At 69.2% G+C, this 22,817-nt stretch carries 15 protein-coding genes; 8 read left to right on the top strand and 7 right to left on the bottom strand.

Annotated features, from left to right (window positions below):
* Window positions 1–111: 111 nt before the first annotated feature.
* The gene (locus tag VGU65_RS07995) at window positions 112–1,122 is read right to left on the bottom strand and encodes a LacI family DNA-binding transcriptional regulator (protein ID WP_327474461.1); all 1,011 of its coding nucleotides are present in this window, start codon (window positions 1,120–1,122) and stop codon (window positions 112–114) included.
* Between the two features lie 99 nt (window positions 1,123–1,221).
* Complete coding sequence (locus tag VGU65_RS07990) at window positions 1,222–3,057, bottom strand: 3-hydroxybutyrate oligomer hydrolase family protein (protein WP_327474459.1); 1,836 nt, start codon at window positions 3,055–3,057, stop codon at window positions 1,222–1,224.
* 113 nt (window positions 3,058–3,170) lie between these two features.
* Here VGU65_RS07990 and VGU65_RS07985 point away from each other — a divergent pair, with 113 nt between their 5' ends.
* A complete protein-coding gene (locus tag VGU65_RS07985) occupies window positions 3,171–3,842 on the top strand; it encodes a response regulator transcription factor (protein ID WP_327474457.1) in 672 nt (223 codons plus the stop codon).
* A gap of 9 nt (window positions 3,843–3,851) precedes the next feature.
* On the opposite strand, the gene VGU65_RS07980 is transcribed toward VGU65_RS07985, so the two are convergent.
* Window positions 3,852–4,730: a pseudouridine synthase gene (locus VGU65_RS07980; RefSeq protein WP_327474455.1), complete on the bottom strand. Its 879-nt coding sequence runs from the start codon at window positions 4,728–4,730 to the stop codon at window positions 3,852–3,854.
* 80 nt (window positions 4,731–4,810) lie between these two features.
* Here VGU65_RS07980 and VGU65_RS07975 point away from each other — a divergent pair, with 80 nt between their 5' ends.
* On the top strand, window positions 4,811–5,365 hold the full coding sequence (locus VGU65_RS07975) for a YaeQ family protein (protein WP_327474453.1): 555 nt from the start codon (window positions 4,811–4,813) through the stop codon (window positions 5,363–5,365).
* Window positions 5,366–5,386: 21 nt separating this feature from the next.
* On the opposite strand, the gene VGU65_RS07970 is transcribed toward VGU65_RS07975, so the two are convergent.
* The 3 genes from VGU65_RS07970 to VGU65_RS07960 form a co-directional block, all read right to left on the bottom strand.
* Complete coding sequence (locus VGU65_RS07970) at window positions 5,387–8,689, bottom strand: hybrid sensor histidine kinase/response regulator (protein WP_327474451.1); 3,303 nt, start codon at window positions 8,687–8,689, stop codon at window positions 5,387–5,389.
* Window positions 8,690–8,735: 46 nt separating this feature from the next.
* Entirely contained in the window at window positions 8,736–9,761 is a 1,026-nt protein-coding gene (locus VGU65_RS07965; protein WP_327474450.1) for an extracellular catalytic domain type 2 short-chain-length polyhydroxyalkanoate depolymerase, read from the bottom strand.
* A 173-nt stretch (window positions 9,762–9,934) separates the two neighbouring features.
* Window positions 9,935–12,157 carry a TonB-dependent receptor gene (locus tag VGU65_RS07960; protein WP_327474448.1) on the bottom strand — a complete coding sequence of 741 codons (2,223 nt, stop codon included), beginning with the start codon at window positions 12,155–12,157 and terminating at the stop codon, window positions 9,935–9,937.
* A gap of 262 nt (window positions 12,158–12,419) precedes the next feature.
* On the opposite strand from VGU65_RS07960, the gene VGU65_RS07955 reads away from it, so the two are divergent.
* The 3 genes from VGU65_RS07955 to VGU65_RS07945 all read left to right on the top strand — a co-directional run bounded on the left by VGU65_RS07955 (window position 12,420) and on the right by VGU65_RS07945 (window position 16,376).
* A complete protein-coding gene (locus tag VGU65_RS07955; RefSeq protein WP_327474446.1) occupies window positions 12,420–13,817 on the top strand; it encodes a GntP family permease in 1,398 nt (465 codons plus the stop codon).
* Window positions 13,818–14,130: 313 nt separating this feature from the next.
* Window positions 14,131–15,960, top strand: coding sequence for a translational GTPase TypA (gene typA / locus VGU65_RS07950; protein ID WP_327474444.1), 1,830 nt, complete (start codon window positions 14,131–14,133; stop codon window positions 15,958–15,960).
* Between the two features lie 134 nt (window positions 15,961–16,094).
* Complete coding sequence (locus VGU65_RS07945; RefSeq protein ID WP_327474442.1) at window positions 16,095–16,376, top strand: hypothetical protein; 282 nt, start codon at window positions 16,095–16,097, stop codon at window positions 16,374–16,376.
* Window positions 16,377–16,425: 49 nt separating this feature from the next.
* Here VGU65_RS07945 and VGU65_RS07940 read toward each other — a convergent pair whose 3' ends face one another.
* Complete coding sequence (locus tag VGU65_RS07940) at window positions 16,426–17,478, bottom strand: mechanosensitive ion channel family protein (protein WP_327474440.1); 1,053 nt, start codon at window positions 17,476–17,478, stop codon at window positions 16,426–16,428.
* A gap of 202 nt (window positions 17,479–17,680) precedes the next feature.
* Between VGU65_RS07940 and VGU65_RS07935 the strand changes: the two genes are divergently transcribed.
* The 3 genes from VGU65_RS07935 (at window position 17,681) to VGU65_RS07925 (ending at window position 22,742) form a co-directional block, all read left to right on the top strand.
* Entirely contained in the window at window positions 17,681–18,961 is a 1,281-nt protein-coding gene (locus tag VGU65_RS07935; protein ID WP_327474892.1) for a phospholipase D-like domain-containing protein, read from the top strand.
* Window positions 18,962–18,985: 24 nt separating this feature from the next.
* Window positions 18,986–19,789 (top strand): exodeoxyribonuclease III, encoded by an 804-nt coding sequence (gene xth, locus VGU65_RS07930; protein ID WP_327474438.1) that lies wholly within the window; start codon window positions 18,986–18,988, stop codon window positions 19,787–19,789.
* A 232-nt stretch (window positions 19,790–20,021) separates the two neighbouring features.
* Entirely contained in the window at window positions 20,022–22,742 is a 2,721-nt protein-coding gene (locus VGU65_RS07925; protein WP_327474436.1) for a M14 family zinc carboxypeptidase, read from the top strand.
* Window positions 22,743–22,817: the final 75 nt, after the last annotated feature.

Genomic DNA, 22,817 nt, shown 5'->3' with positions numbered 1-22,817 from the left:
CCCCAGCTCCTGCGACGGTCCGTCGCAGGCGTGGCAATACTTGCCTTGGTGTGACAGCGCTGTCAATTTGCCGTGCAACATGGCCCGGATGACCGTGAAAAGCGCCTCGGTTCAGGCCGCCCGAGCGGTGGATTCGCGCAATTCCAGTGAAAACGGCGCCCGCACCATGGCGCCAGGCCCGCGGCCCCGCAGGCTTTCCATCAGCTGCAGGGCGGCGATGCGCCCCATCTCGCGGCTGGGCTGGTGGATGGTGGTCAGCGCGGGCCAGATTTGGCGCGCGATGGGCGTGTCGTCGAAACCACAGACCGACACGTCGGCGGGCACCGAAAGGCCATGCTCGCCGGCCGCCCAGATCACGCCGGCAGCCATGTCGTCGTTGGCGGCGAACACCGCGGTCGGCCCGCGCCCACGCGGCAGCGAGAACAGCCGCCGCGCTGCCGCCACGCCCGAACCGAAGGAGAAATCGCCCGCCACTTCCAGTGCGGGATCGCACTGCAACCCGGCCTCGGCCAGGGCCTGCCGGTAGCCGGCCAGACGCCACTGGCTGGCGCCATGGTCGGGGTGGCCGATCACGTGGGCGATGCGCCGGTGCCCCAGCGACAGCAGCGTCGCCATCATGCGGCGCACCGCCTCCGGCTCGTCGATGAAGGCACCGATGGTGCCCTTGTGCTCGATCGGCGAAATGCTGGCATACAGCACCCGCCGTTCACGCAGACGCTGCAGCAGGCCGGGATGGTCGGTGATCGGCGGGGTCAGCACCAGGCCATCGGGACGATGGTGGGAGATCAGGCGATCGACGCGTTCGACGAAATCCTCCGCACTGACGTGCAGGGGCCGCAGCATCATGCTGTAGTGGTACAGATCGCAGGCTTCCAGCACGCCCGCCTGGATCTCGGTCAGGTAATTGGACGAGGGGTTATCGTAGAGCGCGGCGATCAGGAACGAACGGTTGCTCGCAAGGCTGCGCGCCGACTGGTGCGGGCGGTAGTCCATCGCCGCCATCGCGGCAAGCACCTTCTCGCGCGTGGGCGCACGCACGTTGGCTTCGTCATTGAGCACGCGCGAGACGGTCTTGGGCGACACCCCCGCGGCGCGTGCCACATCTTCCAGGCGTACCCGCATGCGGATCGGTCCCTGCATCGGCGAATGGCGGTGCTCCCGACTATGCGTGCATTGGCGCACCGGGCACAAGACCGTTGCCGAAGCGATGCGATGCGCGGGTCAGTTCGCTCCCAGGCCGAGCATGGCCGGCGTGAGCGACCGCGCGCCGCGCGGCTGCCCCTTAGGCGTGGATGACTGGGTGGGCCAGGGCGCACCTTCATACAGATGCGCCCACAGCCGATCCAGCGCGGCGTACCCATAGGGCAGCAGCGGCAGGTGTCGCTCGCCGAAGCCCGGCAGCGGCAGGAAGGCGTCGAAGTGCTGCGCGTGCGGCACCTTCCAGTAAAGCGGCCGGCGGCCCTCTGCGCGCAGCCAGGCGACGTAGGGCTCGGAGGTGAAGGCCGTCGGCAGCAGGCCGTCGTCCGCGCCGTGGACCACCCACAGCGGCAGGTCGGTACGCGGCAACCGTGCGGCCGTGGCATCGATGCCGGCACGCAACGCGCGCGAATCGGCGCCGTCGCCGTCCCATAGCGCGCGCAGGCATCGCTCGCCGGCGAGAGTGGGATCGGTCGAAGCATCGGTACCGCCCAACAGACCGATGCCGTTGCCCGGCGGGATTCCCGCGCTGTCCGACCACCAGGCCGCGCGCGTGGCGGTATCGGCGACGCCCGGCTGGCCGTCCGCCTTCATCCCGGCATAGCGGAAGCCGCAGGGCATGTGAGCCGCATCGCGACGCAGGTAGGCCGAGGCGTAGCCCGCGGTGATCGCGCGCCAAAGGTCGAAGGCGGTGGTGGTGGCGGCGACCTGCATCGCGTTGTCGGTCCAGCCTGCGGCGCGCAGGTGCTCGTAGGCTTGCGCCGCCTGGGCGGCGGGTGTGGCGGCCGTGAGCAGACCCTGCGCATGCAGGCTGGCGCAGCGCTGCGGCCAGCCGCGCGTCATCGGTGCGCGGGCGAACGGCGTGGCGTCGAAGCTCGCATCGGTCAGCGCGCAGGGCAGCCAGATCGCCGCCTCGGTAGCGTAGTCGTAGAACGGGCGGCCCTGCCCGGCCAGTTGCACGTTAGGCTCCAGCGCGACGACACCCGCGAGCAGGTGTGCGTCATCCAGCCCCGCCGCTTGCAGCACCGCGCCGCCGCCGTTGGACAGCCCGGTCGCGATGATGTGCGTGTTCTGCGGCGTGAACGGCGCCTGCTCGGGATAGGCGCGGTCGAGCATGGCCAGGCCGAAGCGCGCTGCCTGCAATACATGGCGCCCCCAGTCAGCCTCCGGGTTGTCGCCCGAATGCAGGTGCTTGACCGCGACGCCCGCGCCGGCCGAGAGCGGCGGGGGAGTGAACTCAAGCTCCGCCTCGCCGCGCCTGGCGCGCCGGCCGTCCAGCGCGACGCCGCTGTCGTCGGCGTAGTCGAAGAAACCGCTGCCGGCGCCTTTGTCCGTATAGGCCACCGCGCAGCCGCGCGGCAGGCCCCAGGCGCCGGCCAGCGCGATCGCGCCGTAGATGCCGCGCGAACCGGACGAGGCGGTGACCACCAGGCAGCGCTTCGCCTGGTCGAAGCCGTCCGGCACCTGCAGCAGCACGCGGTGCGGCTGCCTTGCGCCGGGAACCCACGCGAAGGCCTGGTACTCGCGCCCCGGAACCGCCGGCACGGCGCCGTAGGCCTGGCCGTAGCCGCCCAGCGGGCCGAGGTCGGCGATGCCTTTCCAGCTCGCCTGGATCGCGCGTCGGCGCAACTCGGGGGCGGTCGGATGGGCCGGATCGGCGAACGGCACCGGCGTGCCCGCCAGGCCGGCCAGGCCCAGGCCAGCGCTGAGCAGGTCGTCATGGTCGCGGTGCACGGTGACGCGCGGCTCGCCGCGCACGAAGTCGGGACGGGACATGGCAGGCTCCACGGCCGTGCGGGCGCAACCGGTGGCCAGCACCGGCAGCAGCAGGAAGACCAGGCGTTTCGCGGACGCGTTCATCCCCGCACCTTAGCAAGCGCGTTTCGGTCCGCCATCGTACGAAGGTCCAGCCCGCTCCCCGGCGGCCTGCGCGTGATCTCGACGCGAACGCCCCGGCCCGCTACCGTCGCGCCATGCCTGCCCTGCTGATCGCCGACGACCATCCGCTGTTTCGCGCGGCCCTACGCCAGGCCGCGACCTCGGCCGTCGAGGGCTGCGAGGTGCAGGAAGCGGCCGACCTTGGCGGTGTGCTGGCCGCACTGGCGGCCACGCAGGACACCGACCTGGTGCTGCTGGACCTGCACATGCCCGGCAGCCAGGGCCTGTCCGGCCTGGCGGCGCTGCGCGCGCAACACCCGGGCGTGGCGGTGCTGGTGGTGTCCGCGCACGACGAACCGCGCACCGTGCGGCGCGTGCTGGACCACGGCGCCGCCGGCTTCATTCCCAAGAGCGCCAGCCCTGCGCAGATCGGCCAGGCGATCCGTACCGTGCTCGATTGCGGCAGTTGGCTGCCGCGCGACCTCGCCGACGCGGTCGCCGCCCTGGCGCCGGACCCGCAGGACACCGACCTCGCCGCGCGCCTGGCGCGCCTGACCGAGCAGCAATACCGAGTGCTGGCGCTGATCGGCGAGGGCCTGCTCAACAAGCAGATTGCCGACCGGCTGGCGATCCAGGAGCGCACGGTGAAGGCGCACGTGACGGCGATCTTCGAGAAGCTCGGCGTGCGCAACCGCACGCAGGCGGGGTTGTTGTTGCGGTCGCTTGATCTGGGTAAGCCGGCACGGGTGCTATCGGCGCTGGGCTGAGGCAAGGCTTCAGTTCCGCGAGACCAGCACCCGCCCACTACGGAACTCCCTCGCCTGCCCGCTCACCGGATCGACGAACGCCAGCCCGCTCGCCAACAATTGCAGCGGCCGGCTTGGATCGTCTTCGCGGCGCTCCTGCAATTGCGGATAGAAGCGATCGTTGCAGATCGGCGCCCCGAGCGAAGCCATGTGCACGCGCAACTGGTGCTTGCGGCCGGTAAGCGGTTCGAGCGCGTATCGCCATAGCCGCGAGCCGCGCTCGACCACCTCGATGCGCGTCCGGCTGTTCGGTTCACCCGCCACCTCGCGCATGCGGAAGAACGGGTCGCCGACCTCCAGGCGCGAGCGGTGCACACAGGGAAACTCGAGCTGTGGCAGTGGCGGCGCCAGCGCCTCGTAGCGCTTGACGATGCGCCGCTCGCGGAACAGCGAAAGATAGGCATCACGCGTGGCCGGCTGCGCCGAGAACAGCACCAGGCCGGCAGTGTCGCGATCCAGCCGATGCAACGGCACCAGCGCCGGGTTGCCCAGCCGCTGCACCAGCCGCGCGAGCAGGGTCTGCCGCACGTAGCCGCCGGCCGGGATCACCGGCAGGAAGTGCGGCTTGTCGACCACCACCAGGTGCTCGTCCGCATGCAACACGAGCTCCTCGCCGGGAACCGCCGGCTCGTTCGCCACCTCGCGGAAGTACCGCACCGGCATGCCGACGCGGCAGGGCGTGCCTTCATCGATCGGCTGACCGTGGGCGTCGAGTACGCGTCCGCGGCGCATGCGGTCCTGCCAACACGCGCGTTCGATCCGCGGGAAGTGCGAGCACAGGGCATCGAGCACGGTGGCGAAGTCGCCAGGAGGCAAATGCAGGGTGCTGGGCGTATCGGCGCGGATCATGCGCCCAGCTTAGCCGCTGCCCGGCAAGCCCTCGGAACGCGCAGCGTACAATGGCCGATTCCTTTGCGGCAGACCCACCCATGGCCCTCAACGCCACCATCCACAAAGCCGAGCTGTCGATCAGCGACATGGACCGGCACTACTACGCGACCCACGCGCTGACCCTCGCCCGGCACCCGTCCGAAACCGAGGAGCGACTGATGGTGCGGCTGCTGGCGTTCGCGCTCTATGCCGACGAGCGGCTGGAATTCGGCAGGGGCCTCAGCGACGAGGACGAGCCGGCGCTGTGGCGGCGCGCCTACACCGACGAGGTGGAGCAGTGGATCGAGCTCGGCCAGCCGGACGAAGCGCGCCTCCGCAAGGCCTGCGGGCGCGCGCGCCAGGTGGTGGTGATCAACTACGCCGGGCACGCCGCAGATGTCTGGTGGGACAAGGTTGGCGCCGCGCTCGCGCGCAACGACAACCTCACCGTGCTCGACCTGGACGAGGCGACCGTGCGCCAGCTGGCCGCGCTGTGCGACCGCGGCATGCGCCTGCAATGCCTGGTGCAGGACGGCGAGCTGCAGCTGATCAGTGGCGAGACCACGCTCGCGGTGCGCCCGCGCACGCGTATGGGCGAGTACGTCGCGGCCTAGAGCCGCCTCACTAGAGCAGCCTCAGGCTCGCGCGGCGGCCACCCGTTGCAGCAACTGGCGCAGCGCCAGCGGCTTGAGCGGCTTGTAGAGCACGCCGATGCCGACGTCTTGGAGGCGCTGGCGCAGTTCGCCGTCGCGGTCGGCAGTGAGCATTACGGTGGGCACGTCGGGATGGCGGGCACTTAGCGCCTGCCAAACCTCCCAGCCGGTGCGGCCGCCGTCGAGGTGGTAGTCCAGGATGTGCAGGTCCGGCTGCCACGGCGCGGCCATGGCCTGGTCCGCATCGCGCGCGGCGTGCACGTCCCAGCCCCAGGTCGCCAGCAGGCTGCCGAGCGCGGCGAGCGCGGCCGGCTCGTTGTCCAGCACCAGTGCACGGCCGGCCGGCAGCGGCCGGGGTTCCGCGGCGGCGGCCCGCGCCGGTCCCGGGCTGCGCGCCAGCGGCACGCCCAGGTCGAACACGCTGCCGCGGCCGGGCCAGGAGCGCAACCCCAGTGGGTGGCCCAGCAACCCGGCCATGCGCTGGGCGATCGACAGGCCCAGCCCCAGTCCCTGCCCGCCCGCGGCGCTGCCGCGGCGGAACTCCTGGAAGATCATCGCGCGCTCCTCCGGCGCGATGCCCGGGCCGGTGTCCCACACCTCCACGCGCAATCGCGAACCGCTGCGGCGCACGCCCAGCAGCACGCGGCCGCGCTCGGCGTAGCGCAAGGCGTTGGAGAGGAAGTTCTGCAGCACGCGGCGCAGCAGTTGCGGGTCCGAATGCACCCAGGCGCGCGTGCCGACCACGTCCAGCTGCACGCCGCGGTCGCGCGCGATGGCGCGAAATTCGGCAGCGAGCGGGTCGAGCACTTCGGCCAGCGCGAACGTGCGTGGCTGTGGGCGCAGGCGGCCACCTTCCAGCCGCGCGATGTCAAGCAATCCGGCGAGCAGGCCTTCGGTGGCAGCCAGCGCGCCGTTGAGATTGGCGGCGGTGGCCACGTCGGCGCCTTGCTCGGTCAGCGTGTGCGCGAACAGCTGCGCCGCGTGCAGCGGCTGCATCAGGTCGTGCGTCACGGCGGCGAGGAAGCGGCTCTTCGCCTCGTTGGCGCGCTGCGCCTCGGCGCTGGCGGCGGCGAGTGCGCGGGTGCGTTCCTCCACGCGCAGCTCCAGCGTCTCGTTGACCTTCTTCAAGGCCTCCTCGGCCTGGCGGAAGGCGGTGACGTCGGTGAAGGTGGCGACGAAGCCGCCGCCGGGCATCGGGTTGCCGCGGATCTCCACGATGGTGCCGTCGGGAAAGCGCCGTTCGGACAGGTGCCGCGTGCCAGCGCGCATGTGCCTGAGGCGGCGCTGCACGCGCGCCTCCACGTCGCCTTCGCCGATCAGGCCTTCGCCGATGATGAAGCGGCTGAGGTCGGCCACCGGCCGGCCGATCTGCAGCAGGTCGTCCGGGTATTGGAACAGCCGCGCGTAGCAGCGGTTCCAGGCCACCACGCGCAACTCGGCGTCCACCACGCAGATGCCCTGGCTCATGTTCTCCAGGGCCGCCTCCAGCACGCGCTGGTTGAAGCGCAGGTCCTGGGTGGCCTCGCCGACGATGGCGGCGACCGCGTCCAGCTGCGCGCGGCCTTCGCGGTGGACCACCTCCAGCAGCAGCCGCGCCGAGGCCGCGCCGATCACGGCGGCCAGTTCGTGCTCCACCGCATCGACGCGCACGCGTCCGGCCGCGCCCTGCGCCGGCGCCGCGGCGAACAGGTGCACCACGCGCTCTGGCGGCAGGAAGCGTTCGGCCAGCGCACGCAGCTCGGCCACCCCGACGTCGCCCACGCCCGCGGCGCGTGCGGCCTGGCCGTAGCGCGATTGCGCCACCAGCCACATCACTGCCAGGTTCGCCGCCAGGCTGAGCACCACCGCGCGGCCCAGCTGGCTCCATTCGCCCAACCCCAGCAGCCGCCCCGGCGCCAGCCAACTGATCCCGAGTGGCCCCTGCAGCAGCGCCGGCGGCAGCGCAGGCCACAGCGAGGGCAGCACCACGTAGAGCCATACCAGCGTGCCGCTGGCCAGGCCCGCGGTGACCGCGCGCGGCCCGAGCTGCGGCCGGTACACCGCGGCGAGCAGCGCCGGCGCCAGGCCGGCCAGCGCGGAGAACGAAATCGCACCGATGTCGGCCAGCGCCTCGTGGCTGGCCAGCACGCGGCTGTAGCCCCAGGCGAGCAGGATCACCACGACGATCGCCACGCGACGCTGGTTGATCACCTCGCCGCGCAGATCGCCGCGCTCGTCGCGCCCCCAGCCGGCGCGCACGCGCAGCGGGGCGATGAAGTGGTTGACGATCATCAGGCTGAGCGCGAGCGTGGCGACCACCACCATGCTGGTCGCGGCGCTCAAGCCTCCGAGGAAGGCCACCAGCGCCAGGCCGTGCTGCTCGCGCGCCAGCGGCAGCGCGAGCACGTAGAGATCCGACGGCACGCCGCTGGGACCCAGCCAGGCATCGCCCAGCTTCGCCAGCGGCAGGATCGGCAGCGCGATCAGCAACATGTACAGCGGAAACAGCCAGCGCGCGGTGCGCAGGTGATCGCCATCGCGGCACTCGACCACACCGGCGTGGAACTGGTGCGGCAGAGTGAACATCGCCAGCGCGCCGAGCAGGATCAGCGCGGGGAAACCGTTGCTCTCGTGCGGCAGCTGCGGCATCGACGGCAACCCGGCCGGCAGCGGCGCGAACAGCAGCGAGCCCAGCGCCAGCATCGCGCCCAGCTTGAACAGCGACTCGAACGCCATCGCCAGCACCAGCCCGCGGTTGTGCGCGGTGGTGGAGGCGCGGCGGGTGCCGAACAGCATGGCGAACAGCGCCATCAGCAGGGCGATGTAGAGCGCGCTGTCCTGCCACGGTTCCGATTCGGCGAGCTGGCCGTGGCCGAGCAGCATGTAGCTCATCGCCACGGCTTTGAGCTGCAGGGCGATGTACGGGACGATGCCCAGCACCACCACCATGGTGACCAGCGCCGCCAACCCCGAGTGGCGGCCCAGCCGCACCGCGATCAGGTCGGCCAGGGAGCCGGCGTTGTACTGGCGCGCCAGCTCCACCAGCCGGCGCAGCACGCCGATCGCCAGCAGGTACATCAGGATCGCGCCGACGAAGGTCGGCGGCAGCCACCAGCCCGAGCGGCTGGCCTGGGTGACCGTGCCGTAGAAGGTCCAGGAGGTGCAGTGGATCGCCAGCGACAGTGCGTAGACGATCGCCCAGCGCTTCTCGAACAAATGCGGGCGGCGCTCGCCGAGGAGCGCCACGCCGAACAGCAGGCCCAGCCAGCAGGCGGCCGCGAGCGCGATCAGCGTGGGGCTGGGCATGGGGCGCTGCGTCTGCGTCCTCTCCCCGGCGCAGAGAGGGCTGGCATCATCGGCTGGCCGGTAACCCCAGCGCGCGCACGGCATCCACCAGCCAGCGCAGTTGCACGCCCTGGCGGGTGTCGTAGTCCGCTCCGGAGTATCCCCACCAGTCCCAGCATGCTTGCGGATTCAAGGGCGCGAAGCTCGCGCGTGTCTGAGGGTACAGCACCGCCACGTCGTAGGCGTCGGCCCAGCGGTTGAAGCCGGCGTCGCGCACGAAGGCTTCGCCCACCGCGTCGGCGTTCTGCTTGCAACCGTGCAATGCGACCATCAGGCCGCAGGGCTTGCCGGCGAGGCAGGCCGGTGGCAGGTAGACGTAGCCTTCGCTGGCGAGGAAGGCGTCCTTGCCGCCGGGGCGCAGCATGTCCTGGTCGAAGCGGCGCAGTTCACCGCGCGGCGCGGCGGCGGCGTGGGCGGGTTTGCCGAACAGCTCGTGGAAGATCGCGCCAGCTGCGTCGAAGCCGCAATGGCCGAGGAACGGCGCGACCGACTTGCCGCAGTCGTCGCCCTTCTCCGCCACCGGCAGGTTGTGCGCGAAGGCGCGCTGGCCGTCCTCGTGCACCTGCAGGCCCTTAAGGGCTGGCTCGCCGTCGCGCAATGTTTCGAAGAAGCGCGCGCCGGCCTCGGCCACCGACGGGGCGACCAGCGCGTCGTCCTTGCCGTGCAGCAGGTAGATGCGCGCATGGGCGAGGTCCGCCAGCGGGCCGATGCTGCCGTCGGCCGAAAGCTTGCGCGCGCGGGCGACCAGCGCATCGACGTCCGGCGCCGGCGCGCCTTTCATGCAGCTGCCCAGGGCCGTGGCCAGTTGCCCGCCGGCGCAGCCGTACGGGCCGCCGGCCACGATGGCCGCGCCATGGAAGATGTCCGGATAGGCGACTTGCGCCTGGGCCGCCATGTAGGCGCCGGAGGAGAGCCCGGCCACCGTCACGCGGGCCGGATCGAGATTCAACTTGGGTAACCGGGCGGGCGCGTCGCCGGCGTGGACGAGCGTGCTGGCGAGCAGTACGGCCAGCAGGCCGAGGGTCTTGCGCATGTCGATCTCCGGCGCGGATTCGTGGGAGCCCACCGGTGTGCGACGGCGAAACCGCGTCGGCTACCGGATGCGCTGCGACAGGATAGCCGCCCGCCGCCTGCAGGCAGGGAGAGCGCCGTGGCGGCGGGGAGGGCAGCCCGGCCCCTCCCCGCCCGCAGGCGGAAGGCATTGCGTCAGAACTTGTACTTCGCGCTCAGGGTGACCATCCGCGGCGCGCCGTAGAAGCCCGTGTAGATCCCCAGCGCGCCCACGTTGTAGCCGGTGGTGCGGTAGGACTTGTTGGCCAGGTTGGTGCCCTGCAGGCTGAGCGACCAGGGCTGGTTGATCTGCCAGATCACGCCTGCGTTCCACAGGCCGTAGGCGGGCTGGGCGATCAGCGGCGAAAGCGTGGTCTCCGGATACACCATGGTCTGGTAGGTGTAGTTGACCCGCGCCGTGACACTGCCACCGTTGGACAGCGGCGTGGTGTTCTCCAGCGACAGGCCGCCGGACCACTTGGGTGCGTTGGTGAACCGCTGCTTGTCGGCCACGTTGACGCCGCCGCTCATGTACTGCGTGTACTTGGTATGCAGGTAGGCGAAGTTGCCACTGAAGGTCCAGTTCTCCGTCGGCTTCCAGGCGAATTCTTCCTCGAGGCCGTCGATGTGGCCCTTGCCGGCGTTGGTGAAGTCGCCGAAGAAGCCCTGGCTGCCGTTGGGCAGCGTGTAGGAGCTGAACACCGACAGCTGGATGTTGGAGTACACGTTGCGGAAGGCCGCCGTGTTCATCATCAGCGCGCCGTCGAAGAAGGCCATCTTGCTGCCCAGCTCGAACGACTGCACCTTCTCATCGTCGATCGGGCGACAGGAGCTCGGGATCGCCACGCAGTTGGCGCGGATGTTGTAGCCGCCGGAGTGGAAGCCTTCCGAATAGCTGGCGTAGAGCTTGACCTGGTCGCTCATGCTCCAGTCCAGCGAGACCTTGGGCGAGACGTTGTTGGTGGCGTGCGAGCCGCTGAAGTTGGCCAGCGTGGCGATCGGCGTGGTGAAGGTCGCGTCCGAGTAGCCGAAGTTCCGGATCAGCGCGGTCTTGGTCTCGTGGGTGTAGCGCAGGCCCACGTCCAGGCTCCATGCGGGGCTGATGTCCCAGGTGAAGTCGCCGTAGCCGGCGTAGCTCTTGGTGCCCATGCTGCCGCCGGTGCCGCCGTACTGCGACAGGCCCAGCGTGGAGTACGGCGGCGAGCCCAGGAAGATGTTGTGGATATGGCCGTTGGCGCTGCCGTCGAAGTAGTAGGCGCCGAACACGCCATGCAGGATGCCGCCGGCATCGTAGTTGGCCTGGAGTTCCTGGCTGAACTGGTGGTCGCTGTAGACCGCGTTCACGTCCGCGATCTTCTCCGGCAGCGTGTCGAAGTCGATGTTGGTGTCGGTATAGGACCCGCGCACCGCGGTGACCGACTTCAGCGACCAGTTCGGGCTGGCGATCCAGTTCATCGTCAGCGCGGTGCCGTAGAGCTTGGTGTGGTTGACCTGGGCGAAGCCGCTGCGGGTGTCGAAGTCGCTCGCCAGCGGCTGGTAGGCCGGGTCGAGCTTGTTCACCGTGAGCATCTTGGCGCCGCGCGGGTTGGAGTTGTCGCGCACGCCGTCGACCGACAACTGCATGTTGAACTGGTTGGACGGGAAGAAGCCGACCGTGGCGCGCGCCGCGTTGGTGTTCTTGTTGCCGTTGCGGCTGCCGGTGAGGACATCCTTGCCGAAGCCGTCGTTGTGCCCGCTGGCGTAGGCGATGCGGCCGCGCCACACCTGGTCGGTGCTGGCGCCGCCGAGGCTGGCCTTGACGTCCTTCTCGCCGTGCGTGCCGGCAGTCACTTCCGCCGAGCCTTCGGTCTTCACCGGCAGCGGGCTGGAGACGTACTTGATCGCGCCGCCGATGGTGTTCTTGCCGTAGAGCGTGCCCTGCGGGCCGCGCAGCACCTCGATGCGGCTGACGTCGAACACGTCCAGCACCGCACCTTGCGGACGGGCCAGGTACACGTCGTCCAGGTAGATGCCCACGCCCGGGTCGAAGCCCCAGGTCGGGTCGGCCTGGCCGACGCCGCGGATGTAGGCGGTGAGCGTGGTGTTGGAGCCGCGCGCGGCGTAGATCTGCAGCGAGGGCACCTTGCCCTGCAGGTCGGACAGGTTCTGCACGTTCTGCTTTTCCAGCGACTGCGCGGTGAAGGCGCTGACCGCGATCGGCACGTCCTGCAGGGTTTCCTCGCGCTTGCGCGCGGTGACCGTCACCTGGTCGAGCTGCTTGGCATGGATCGGCTTGCCGTCGTCCTGCGGCGTGCCGCCCGACTTCTGTGCCAGCGCCGGCATGGCGAAGGCCAGGCCAATGACCATGCCGATGGCCAGACTCAGATGCGTGCGTTGCATGACTCCCCCTTGAGTTGTGGACGCAACCGCGCAGGTTGCCATGGATGCGATGAATGCCCTTGCGGCCCGCTCCCGGGGACATCGTTCCCGCGAAAGCGGGAATGACGCACAGGGTGGGCGATGCTCCTTGATGCACCGAGCTTAGGCAGCGGGTGGCGGACGGACACTTGTACCTTCGTACAGTGCCGCGCCCCCGGTGCGCTGCCGATACTCGGCTGGCACTCATCCGGGCGCCGCACGCGCCGCAAGGGGACAAGGTTCGATGGCTTTCCTGATCGTTCTGGCGGCGCTGGCCTTCCTGATGGCGGCGGCCTACCGCGGCCACAGCGTGATCCTGTTCGCCCCGATCGCGGCGCTGGGCGCGGTGCTGCTGACCGACCCCGCGCTGGTGGCGCCGATGTTCACCGGCCTGTTCATGGACAGGATGGTGGGCTTCCTCAAGCTCTACTTCCCGGTGTTCATGCTGGGCGCGGTGTTCGGCAAGCTGATCGAGCTGTCGGGTTTCTCCAAGGCGATCGTGGCGGCCACCATCGGCCTGGTCGGGCGCAGCCGCGCGATCCTGTCGATCGTGCTGGTGTGCGCGCTGCTGACCTACGGCGGCGTGTCGCTGTTCGTGGTGGTGTTCGCGGTGTATCCGTTCGCGGCGGAGCTGTTCCGTGCCAGCGACATCCCCAAGCGGCTGATCCCCGGCACCATCGCGCTGGGCGCGTTCACCTTCACGATGGACTCGCTGCCCGGCACGCCGCAGATCCAGAACATCATCCCGACCTCGTTCTTCGGCACCACCGCCTGGGCCGCGCCGTGGCTGGGCACGCTGGGCTCGGTGTTCATACTCGTCGTGGGCCTCGTCTACCTGGAATCGCGCCGGCGCAAGGCCGCCACCGCTGGCGAGGGTTACGGCGCCAACCTCGCCAACGAGCCGGCGCCGTTCGAGCACGGCCGTCTCGCCCATCCGCTCGTCGCGCTGCTGCCGCTGGTGCTGGTGGGCGTGGCCAACAAGCTGTTCACCGACTGGATCCCGCGCGCCTACGGGGCCAGCACGTCGTTCGCCCCCAGCGTGGTGGGCAAGGTAGAACCGGTAGTGCAGGAGGTGTCCAAGCTCGCAGCGATCTGGGCGGTGGAAGGCGCGCTGCTGGCCGGCATCCTGTGTGTGCTGGCGTTCGCCTGGCGACCGGTGGTCGCGCATTTCGCCGAAGGCAGCAAAGCGGCGGTCGGCGGCGCTCTGCTCGCTTCGATGAACACGGCATCGGAGTACGGCTTCGGCGCGGTGATCGCTGCCCTGCCCGGCTTCAAGCGCGTGGCCGACGCACTGCACGCCATCCCCCACCCGCTGGTCAACGAGGCGGTCACCGTCACCGCGCTGGCCGGCATCACCGGCTCGGCCTCCGGCGGCATGGGCATCGCGCTGGCGGCGATGGCGCACACCTTCATCGCCAACGCGCAGGCGGCGGGGATCCCGATGGAGGTGCTGCACCGGGTGGCCGCGATGGCGTCGGGCGGCATGGACACCCTGCCGCACAACGGCGCGGTGATCACCCTGCTGGCGGTGACGGGGCTGACGCACCGGCAGTCGTACCGGGACATCTTCGCCATCACCGTGATCAAGACGGTGGCGGTGTTCGTGGTGATTGCGGCTTACGCGGTGGCCGGGGTGGTTTGAGGCAAGTCCTCTCAACCCGCGTCTTTCATGGGAGCTCGCCCCTTCGGGGGGCCGCCTTGCCGGTCCACCGGCGTTCCTGCGTCGGCAGGTCGGGCACCTTCTCCGTAAACGGGCAAGGGTCCCGCTGATACCCACCCTGGCGAGTTTTCGCCGTTTACCGCGGTGAAAGTCAGGACAAGTGGATGGGGGAAAGCGGAGCGCGCAGCCGTTCATCCCCGGCACGGGCACAGAATCGCGCAAGCCCGTATAATTGCCCGGTTAACCCTCCGAAACTTCACTTGGCGGCTTCTCCAGCGCCGCCCGGGCCTGTGCCATGTCCATCGAAAAACTGCGCAACATCGCCATCGTCGCCCACGTCGACCATGGCAAGACCACGCTCGTCGATCAGCTTCTCAAACAGTCCGGCACGCTCAGCGAGCGCACCGTGCTGGCCGAGCGCGTGATGGACTCCAACGACCAGGAAAAGGAGCGCGGCATCACCATCCTGGCCAAGAACACCGCCATCACCTGGCAGGGCAATCGCATCAATATCGTCGACACCCCCGGCCACGCCGACTTCGGCGGCGAGGTCGAGCGCGTGCTGTCGATGGTCGACACCGTGCTGATCCTGGTCGACGCGATGGACGGCCCGATGCCGCAGACGCGCTTCGTGACGCAGAAGGCGTTCGCGATGGGCTTCAAGCCGATCGTGGTGATCAACAAGATCGATCGTCCCGGTTCGCGCCCCGAATGGGTCGTCGAGCAGGTGTGGGACCTGTTCGACCGCCTGGGCGCCACGCCAGAGCAGATGGACTTCCCGATCGTCTACGCCTCGGCGCTGAACGGCTACGCCTCGCTGGACGAGAACGCCCGCGAAGGCGACATGACGCCGCTGTACGAAGCGATCATGCAGCACGCGCCCAAGCCGGAGGTCGACCCGGAAGGCCCGTTCCAGATGCGCATCAGCCAGCTCGACTACAACAACTTCGTCGGCGTGATCGGCATCGGCCGCATCCAGCGCGGCACGCTGAAGAAGAACATGCCGGTCGCGGTGATCGACCGCCACGGCAAGAAGCGCCAGGGCAAGGTGCTGCAGGTGCTGGGCTTCATGGGCCTGGAGCGCATCGAGCAGGACAGCGCCGAGGCCGGCGACATCGTGGCGATCTCCGGCATCGCCGACCTGACCATCTCCGACACCGTCTGCTCGCTGGACAAGCCCGAGGCGCTGCCGGCGCTGACCGTCGACGAGCCGACCATAAGCATGACCTTCCAGGTGAACAATTCGCCGTTCGCCGGCAACAAGGATCTTTCCGGCGGCAAGTTCCTGACCAGCCGCCAGCTCAAGGACCGCCTCGAGCGCGAGCAGGTGCACAACGTGGCGTTGCGCGTCGAGCAGGGCTCGGACGCCGACAAGTTCCTGGTTTCCGGCCGCGGCGAGCTGCACCTGTCGGTGTTGATCGAGAACATGCGCCGCGAGGGCTACGAGCTCGCCGTGTCGCGCCCGGAAGTGATCATCAAGGAGATCGACGGCCAGAAGATGGAGCCGATCGAACAGCTGGTGGTCGACGTCGAAGAGATCCACCAGGGCCCGGTGATGGAGCGCCTCGGCGTGCGCAAGGGCCAGCTCAAGAACATGGAGCCCGACGGCAAGGGCCGCGTGCGCCTGGAATACATGATCCCGGCGCGGGGCCTGATCGGCTTCCAGAACCAGTTCAAGACCCTGACCCAGGGTTCGGGCCTGCTGTTCCACGTGTTCGACCATTACGGTCCCAAGGAAGAGGGCCAGATCGCCAAGCGCCAGAACGGCGTGATGATCGCCAACGCCGGCGGCACCACCCCCGCCTACTCGCTGGGGCCGCTGCAGGAGCGCGGCAAGCTGTTCGCCGCCGAGGGCGACAACGTTTACGAAGGCCAGTTGGTCGGCATCCACGCCAAGGACAACGACCTGACGGTCAACGCGATCAAGCCCAAGCCGCTGACCAACATGCGCGCCTCGGGCAAGGACGACGCGATCCAGCTCACCCCGGCGATCAAGTTCTCGCTGGAGCAGGCGCTCGACTTCATCGACGATGACGAGCTGGTCGAGGTGACGCCGAAGGAAATCCGCCTGCGCAAGAAGCACTTGACCGAGAACGACCGCAAGAAGGCCTCTCGCGCGGGTTGAACCGGTTGCGTGTCGCAGTCCATGAAAAGGCCGCCTCGGGGCGGCCTTTTCGTTTTCCGTGCACGCGGCGACCACGACCGTGGATGCAACGTTCCGGCGTCCGGCGCGGGGGCGCCGGCCCAGAAGGAAGACCCATGGATATATCCAGCAGCCGCCCGGTGTCCTTCACCCAGGTGGGAAACGAATTGGACGCATTGAAGAACGAAACCGAGGCCATGGCGCTGGTGCTGCGTGCGCTGGTCGAGTCACATCCGGCACCGGCCGAGCTGGTCAAGCGCTGGCGCGCGCTCAGCCACGACGCGATCGAACAGACCCGCCCCAAGGGCTGCCACCCGGGCGTGCTGACCCGGCAGGAGAAGCTCTACCAGACCCTGCAGCGCTGGTCGCACGCCATCCACAGCGCGGAAGTGTCGTAGCCGGCGCGCTTGCGGGCTCCGGCGCGCCCCGAACATCGGGAACAGTCGCTCAGCGGCTGTCTCCCTTGGGAAAACGTACGCGCTCCGGCTGTGCGTTGAGCCGCTCCAGCATCTTGCAGATCAGCCGTGACTTGACGCTGCCCGCCTCGCGCGGATCCACCACGTAGCGCACGATCGCGTCGACCCAGGTATTGGCGTTGACGCGGAACAGCACCGATGGCCGCTCGTTGACCTGCAACTCGTCCACCGGCGTCCTGGCGAGCACTTCTCGAAAGGTGCGCACGCGCTCGATCATCGCCTCGCCCAGTTCCTCCTCGGCCGCCTCGCGCATCACCTGGGCGACGAAGGCGAAGTCGCTGTCGTAGGCGACCTGCAAGTTGATCTCGTTCCAGATGTAGGGAAACACCGGCCAGGAATAGTTGTAGACCGGGCTGGTCAGCACGTTGGCGTTGGGGAACTTGATGATGCGCCCGCTGGGATGGTCGCCGGTGATGTACGAGCCGCCCACTTCCCACAGCGTGGTGTCCAGGTAGGTCACGTCGATCACGTCGCCGGTGGCGTCGCCGATCTGGATGCGATCGCCCACCCGGTAGGGTTCGCGCATGAGGATGTACACCCAGCCGATGAAGCTGGTGATCGGCGTCTGCAGCGCGAAGCCGAGCACCAGCGAAATCAGCCCCAGCGAAGCCACCGCCGCGTACCAGTTGGCGAACAGCACCGACACCGCGATCAGCGCCAGCACCACGCCCATCACCAGCCGCAGGATGCGCCTGAGGTTGTAGCGCGTCACCGCGGTCTGCGCCCGCTCGATCGCGAACGCCTGCACCAGCCGCGATACGGCCAGCGTCAGCACGATCGCCATCGCGCCGACGGTGGCGCGCTGGATCATGCGCAGGTAGCGGCCGAGGAAGCCGAAGAAATCCAGCCGCAGCAGGTAGAACAGCACCGCCAGCGCCACCAGCACCAGCGCGTAGATGCCCAGCCACAACTTGTGCCCCGAGCGCACGGGGCGCTTGTGCTTGTGGTGCGTCGCCGTGCTGTTGGCCAGCGCGCGGCGCACGTCGGCGCGCCGCTCCACCCTGCGTACCGCCTTGTCGGTCATGCCATCTCCCGCGACAGGCCGCGCACAGCAGACAACCGAGCCAGTGCCCGCCAGGTGAAGGCGTTGACCCTGGATGCACGCGCCCGCCGGATGATGAGCTCGCCACCTCGGTGCCCCGCATGGGACGCCCGGGCCCTGAGGAGAAGCGATGCCGGTCGAAACGCCCCGTTGCGACATGCCCGACGACCAGACGCCTCCGGCCATGCGCAGGCGCAGGCGCCTGCTGTGGGCAGGCCTGGGCGCGTTCGCCGGGCTGGTCATCGGCCTGCTGCTGCTCAACCTGTTGCCGCAGGACGAGCAGCTGGTGCACCCGCTGGGCCCGTTGAGCCCGGTGGACAGCCCGCAGTTCCGCCGCGAGATCGGCAACCTGCTGGGACCGGCGATCATCGAGGGCAACGCAGTCGCCGATTTCCAGAACGGCGCCGAGATCTTTCCGGCCATGCTCGAGGCGATCCATTCGGCGCAACACAGCGTCGACATGGAAACCTACATCTACTGGTCGGGCGAGACCTCGCGCCAGTTCGTTGCCGCGCTGACCGAACGCGCACGCGCCGGCGTGCGGGTGCACGTGATCGCCGACTGGGTCGGTTCCTCGCGCATGCATGCGGACGTGGTCGAGGCGCTGCGTGCGGGCGGCGTGCACTTCGAATATTTTCATCCGTTGCGCTGGTACGACGTCGACCGCTTCAACAACCGCACCCACCGCAAGCTGCTGATCGTCGACGGACGCGTGGCCTTCACAGGCGGCGTGGGCATCGCCGATGCCTGGCGCGGCCGCGGCGACCGGCCGGACATCTGGCGCGACATGCAATTCCGCATCACCGGCCCGGGCGCAGCGCAGATGCAGGCGGTGTTCGAGGACAACTGGATCACCGCCACCGGCCAGGCCCTGCTCGGCCCGGAGTACTACCCGCAGGTGGCGCCGGCCGGCGAGGTCGCGGTGCAGACGGTCGCCAGCTCGCCCCAGGGCGGCAGCGAGAACATGCAGCTGATGTACCTGATGGCGATCGACGGCGCGCGCCGCACCATCGACCTGGAAGCGGCCTACTTCGTGCCCGACGGCCTGACCCTGTCCGCGCTGCAGCGCGCCCTCGCGCGCGGCGTGCGCATCCGCCTGGTGGTGCCCGGCCCCTACGTCGACAGCGAGCTGATCAACCACGCCTCGCAGAACAGCTGGGGACAGATGCTGCGCGCCGGCGCGAAGATCTACCGCTTCCAGCCGGCGATGTTCCACAACAAGCTGATGGTGGTGGACAGCTACCTCACGATCGCCGGATCGGCCAACTTCGACAACCGCTCCTTCTCGCTCAACGACGAATCGAACATCAACGTGTACGACCGCGATTTCGCCGCGCACATGGAAGCGGTGATCGAGCGCGACATTTCCCGGTCCAGGGAACTCACCCTCGAGCAATGGCGGCACCGTCCGTGGACGCGCCGCGTGCTGGACTGGCTCTCCGCGCTCGGCCAGGCGCAGTACTAGGAGCGCCCCCAACCAGGAACGCCCATGCCTCCCCGCAAGCTGCTCAAGGTCGCCACCTTCAACATCAACGGCGTGCGCACGCGCCTGGCCTCGCTGTTGGCCTGGCTGGAACGGGAACAGCCCGACGTCGCCTGCCTGCAGGAGCTGAAGGCGCCGGACGAGGCCTTTCCCGTCGAGGCGATCCGCGACGCCGGCTACGGCGCGATATGGCACGGCCAGCGCTCATGGAACGGCGTGGCCATCCTGGCGCGCGGCGCCGAGCCGCTGGAAAGCCGCCGCGACCTGCCGGGCGATCCGAAGGACACGCAGAGCCGCTACCTGGAAGCGGCGGCGCACGGGCTCATCGTCGGCTGCCTGTACCTGCCCAATGGCAACCCGCAACCCGGCCCCAAGTTCGACTACAAACTGGCCTGGTTCGACCGCTTCATCGATTACGCGCAAGGCCTGGTGGGCAGCGAGCATCCGGTGGTGCTGGCCGGCGACTACAACGTGGTGCCCACCGACGAGGACATCTACAACCCGCGCTCCTGGCGCCGCGATGCGCTGCTGCAACCGCAGAGCCGCGAGCGTTATGCCGGCCTGCTGGCGCAGGGCTGGACCGATGCGTTGCGGCAGCAGTACGGCGAGGAACGCGTCTACACCTTCTGGGACTACTTTCGCCAGCACTGGGAGCGCAATTCCGGCCTGCGCATCGACCACCTGCTGCTCAACCACGCGCTGGCGCCCAGGCTCAAGGACGCCGGCGTGGATCGCTGGGTGCGCGCCCTGCCGCACCCGAGCGACCACGCGCCGACCTGGGTCACGCTTGGCCGCAGCACGTCCCGTTGAGCGCGGATATCCGCGGCCCGCGGCGCCCATGGCGCGCTGAGTCATCGGGCGAAAAGAGCGCCAGGCCGGTGGCTCTGGTCTAGAGATCACATGAGGGGAAAACGGCAGTTCGCCCGTCCTCGCTGTCGAGGTACCGCTACGCCTGTGCCCGCAGGTCGCAGGCGATGGGGGCTATCCTCGCGCCGCTCGGCAATGGCAGAGTGGTCCGGTCTTCCGCACTACCGGGGAATCCATGCGCCTCCTGCCCTGCCTCGCCGGCCTCGCGCTCGCCGCCACCTGCCTGGCCAGCCATGCCGCCGACACGTTAGCTGCGAGCGGCTATGCCCGCGATCCCGGCCAGCCGGTCGACCAGGCCTATACCGCGCAGATCGGCAAGTTCACGACCGATCCCAAGTTCAACTCCCCGCTCACCGATTACCTGCCTGCCTCGTCCATCGTGCCGACGCCGCTGAGGGTACTCGGCCACATCGCCGGCGCGGCGGACTGGTTGCCCTACTCGGCGGACGTCTACCGCTATTTCCGCGCGCTGGAGGCGGCCAGCCCGCGCGTGAAGGTGTTCTCCATCGGCAAGACCGAAGAAGGCCGCGAGATGATCGCCGTGGCGGTCGCCGACGAAGCCCTGCTCGCCAACCTCAAGGCCAACGACGCGCGCCTGGCGCAACTGGCCGACCCGCGCACGATCGGCATGGACGACGGCAAGGCCGACGCGCTGATCGCGCAGGCCACGCCGGTCTACTACCTCACCGGCACCATCCACTCCACCGAGACCGGCGCACCCACCGCACTGATGGAACTGGCCTACCGCCTGGCGGTAGACGATGCGCCTTACATCAGGAACATCCGCTCGCACGTGATCACCCTGATCACGCCGATCGTCGAGGTGGACGGGCGTGACCGCATGGTCGACCTCTACAACTGGCACAAGGCGCATCCGGACCAGGACTACCCGCGCCTGCTCTACTGGGGTCACTACGTCGCGCACGACAACAACCGCGACGCCATGGGCATGACCCTCGCGCTCACCCGCAACGTGGCCGACACCTACATCGGCTGGCACGCGCAGGTGCTGCACGACTTGCACGAGTCGGTACCCTTCCTGTACGACAACACGGTCGGCGACGGGCCCTACAACGCCTGGATCGACCCGATCCTCACCGGCGAATGGCAGCAGCTCGGCTGGGACAACGTGCAGAAGATGACCCAGCTGGGCATGCCCGGCGTGTTCACCCACGGCGATTTCGACACCTGGAGCCCCGGCTACCTGATGTTCATCGCCGCCATGCACAACGGCATCAGTCGCCTGTACGAGACCTTCGGCAACGACGGCGCCGACACGCGCAAGCGCATCCTCGAACCTTCCGAATACCAGCGCACCTGGTACCGGCCCAACCCGCCGCTGCCCGAGGTGACCTGGTCACAGCGCGACAACAACAATTACGAGCAGACCGGCGTGCTCACCGCGCTGGACTATTTCGCGCGCAACGGCCAGGCCTTCCTGAAAAACTTCTACCTGAAGGCCAAGCGCTCGATCCAGAAGCCGGGCGAGGCCGGCCCCGCCGCCTACGTACTGCCCGCCGACGAGAAGCGCGGCGGCACCCAGGCCCAGCTGCTGCGCGTGATGGAGCGCCAGCACGTGGAGATCAGCCGCGCCAGCGCCCCCTTCAGCATCCAGTTGCCCACCGCCGATGGCCACGAGCAGCCGCGCACGCGCCGGTTTCCCGCGGGCAGCTACGTGATTCGCATGGACCAGCCCTACTCGCGCATCGCCGACACGCTGCTGGACCGCCAGTACTGGTCGCCCAAGGACCCGCAGCAGCATCCCTACGACGATACCGGCTGGTCGATGGGGGACCTGTTCGACGTGGAGGTGGTGCGCGTCACCGACCCGGACGTGCTGAAGGCGCCCATGTCCAGGCTTGAGAAGCCGGTGGACGTGCCGGCGGGGCTGGCCGGCGTCGATGCGCCGACGGCCCGGATGCCGCGCATCGCGCTTATGCACACCTGGCTGGACACCCAGACCGAAGGCTGGTGGCGCATGGCGCTGGACCAGTTGGGAGTGCGCTACGACTACATCAGCACGCAGGACGTGGCGCACATGGGCGACTTGCGGAACAGGTACGACGCCATCCTGTTCGCCCCGATCGGCGGCGCCACCACGCGCACGATCGTCGACGGCCTGCCGATGTGGGGCAAACCGCAACCGTGGCAGACCACCGCGCTCACGCCCAACCTGGGCCACATCGACAGCACGCCGGACATCCGCCCCGGCCTGGGCGAAGCGGGCCTGGCCAACCTCAAGCACTTCGTTCGCCAAGGCGGCCTGCTGGTCACCGCCGATGACACCGCTCGATTTGCCATCGACACAGGGCTCGCGCCCGGCGTGTTCGTCACCCACACCGCCAAGCTCAAGGTGGTCGGCAGCGTGTTGCAGGCGGACTTCGTCGATCGCGGCAGCCCGATGGCCGCCGGTTACGGCGATCACCTTGCGCTTTACAGCGCGGATGGGCAGTCCTTCACCGTGTCCAACCTGCTGACCGGCGACAGCGGCCTGCCCCGAGCCGGGGATGCCGCACGCCCCACCGGCCGCGGCGGCGCGCATGACCAGGACGTTCCCGAAGGTCGCCCGTTCGCCGCGCCGCCGGCCCTGCCCGATACCAAGCCCTGGCAGGCCATCCCGCTCAATGTCGACCAGGCCTACAACAACCCGTGGCTGCTCCCGCAGGAACTGCGACCGCGAGTGATCCTGCGCTTCGCCGAGGCCAAGCGCCTGCTGGTTTCAGGCCTGCTCGACGGCGGCGCCGAGATGGCCGAGCACGCCGCGTTGGTGGATGCGCGCTACGGCAAGGGCCACGTGCTGCTGTTCGCCGGCAACCCGATCTGGCGCGGCGAGACGCTGGGAAGCTATCCGCTGGTGCTGAACGCACTGACACACTTCGACCGGCTGGATCATTGAGCGCCCGGTCGGACACCTGATCTCGGGTGCGGTGGAGGAACCAGGCCACCACACCCGCCTCGCTGCGCAGCTCCA

This window comes from Frateuria sp., assembly GCF_035943815.1.
Classification (GTDB): domain Bacteria; phylum Pseudomonadota; class Gammaproteobacteria; order Xanthomonadales; family Rhodanobacteraceae; genus Frateuria_A.
The sequence above is the reverse complement of the archived record's forward strand: the minus strand, read 5'-3'. Positions and strand labels throughout refer to the sequence as shown.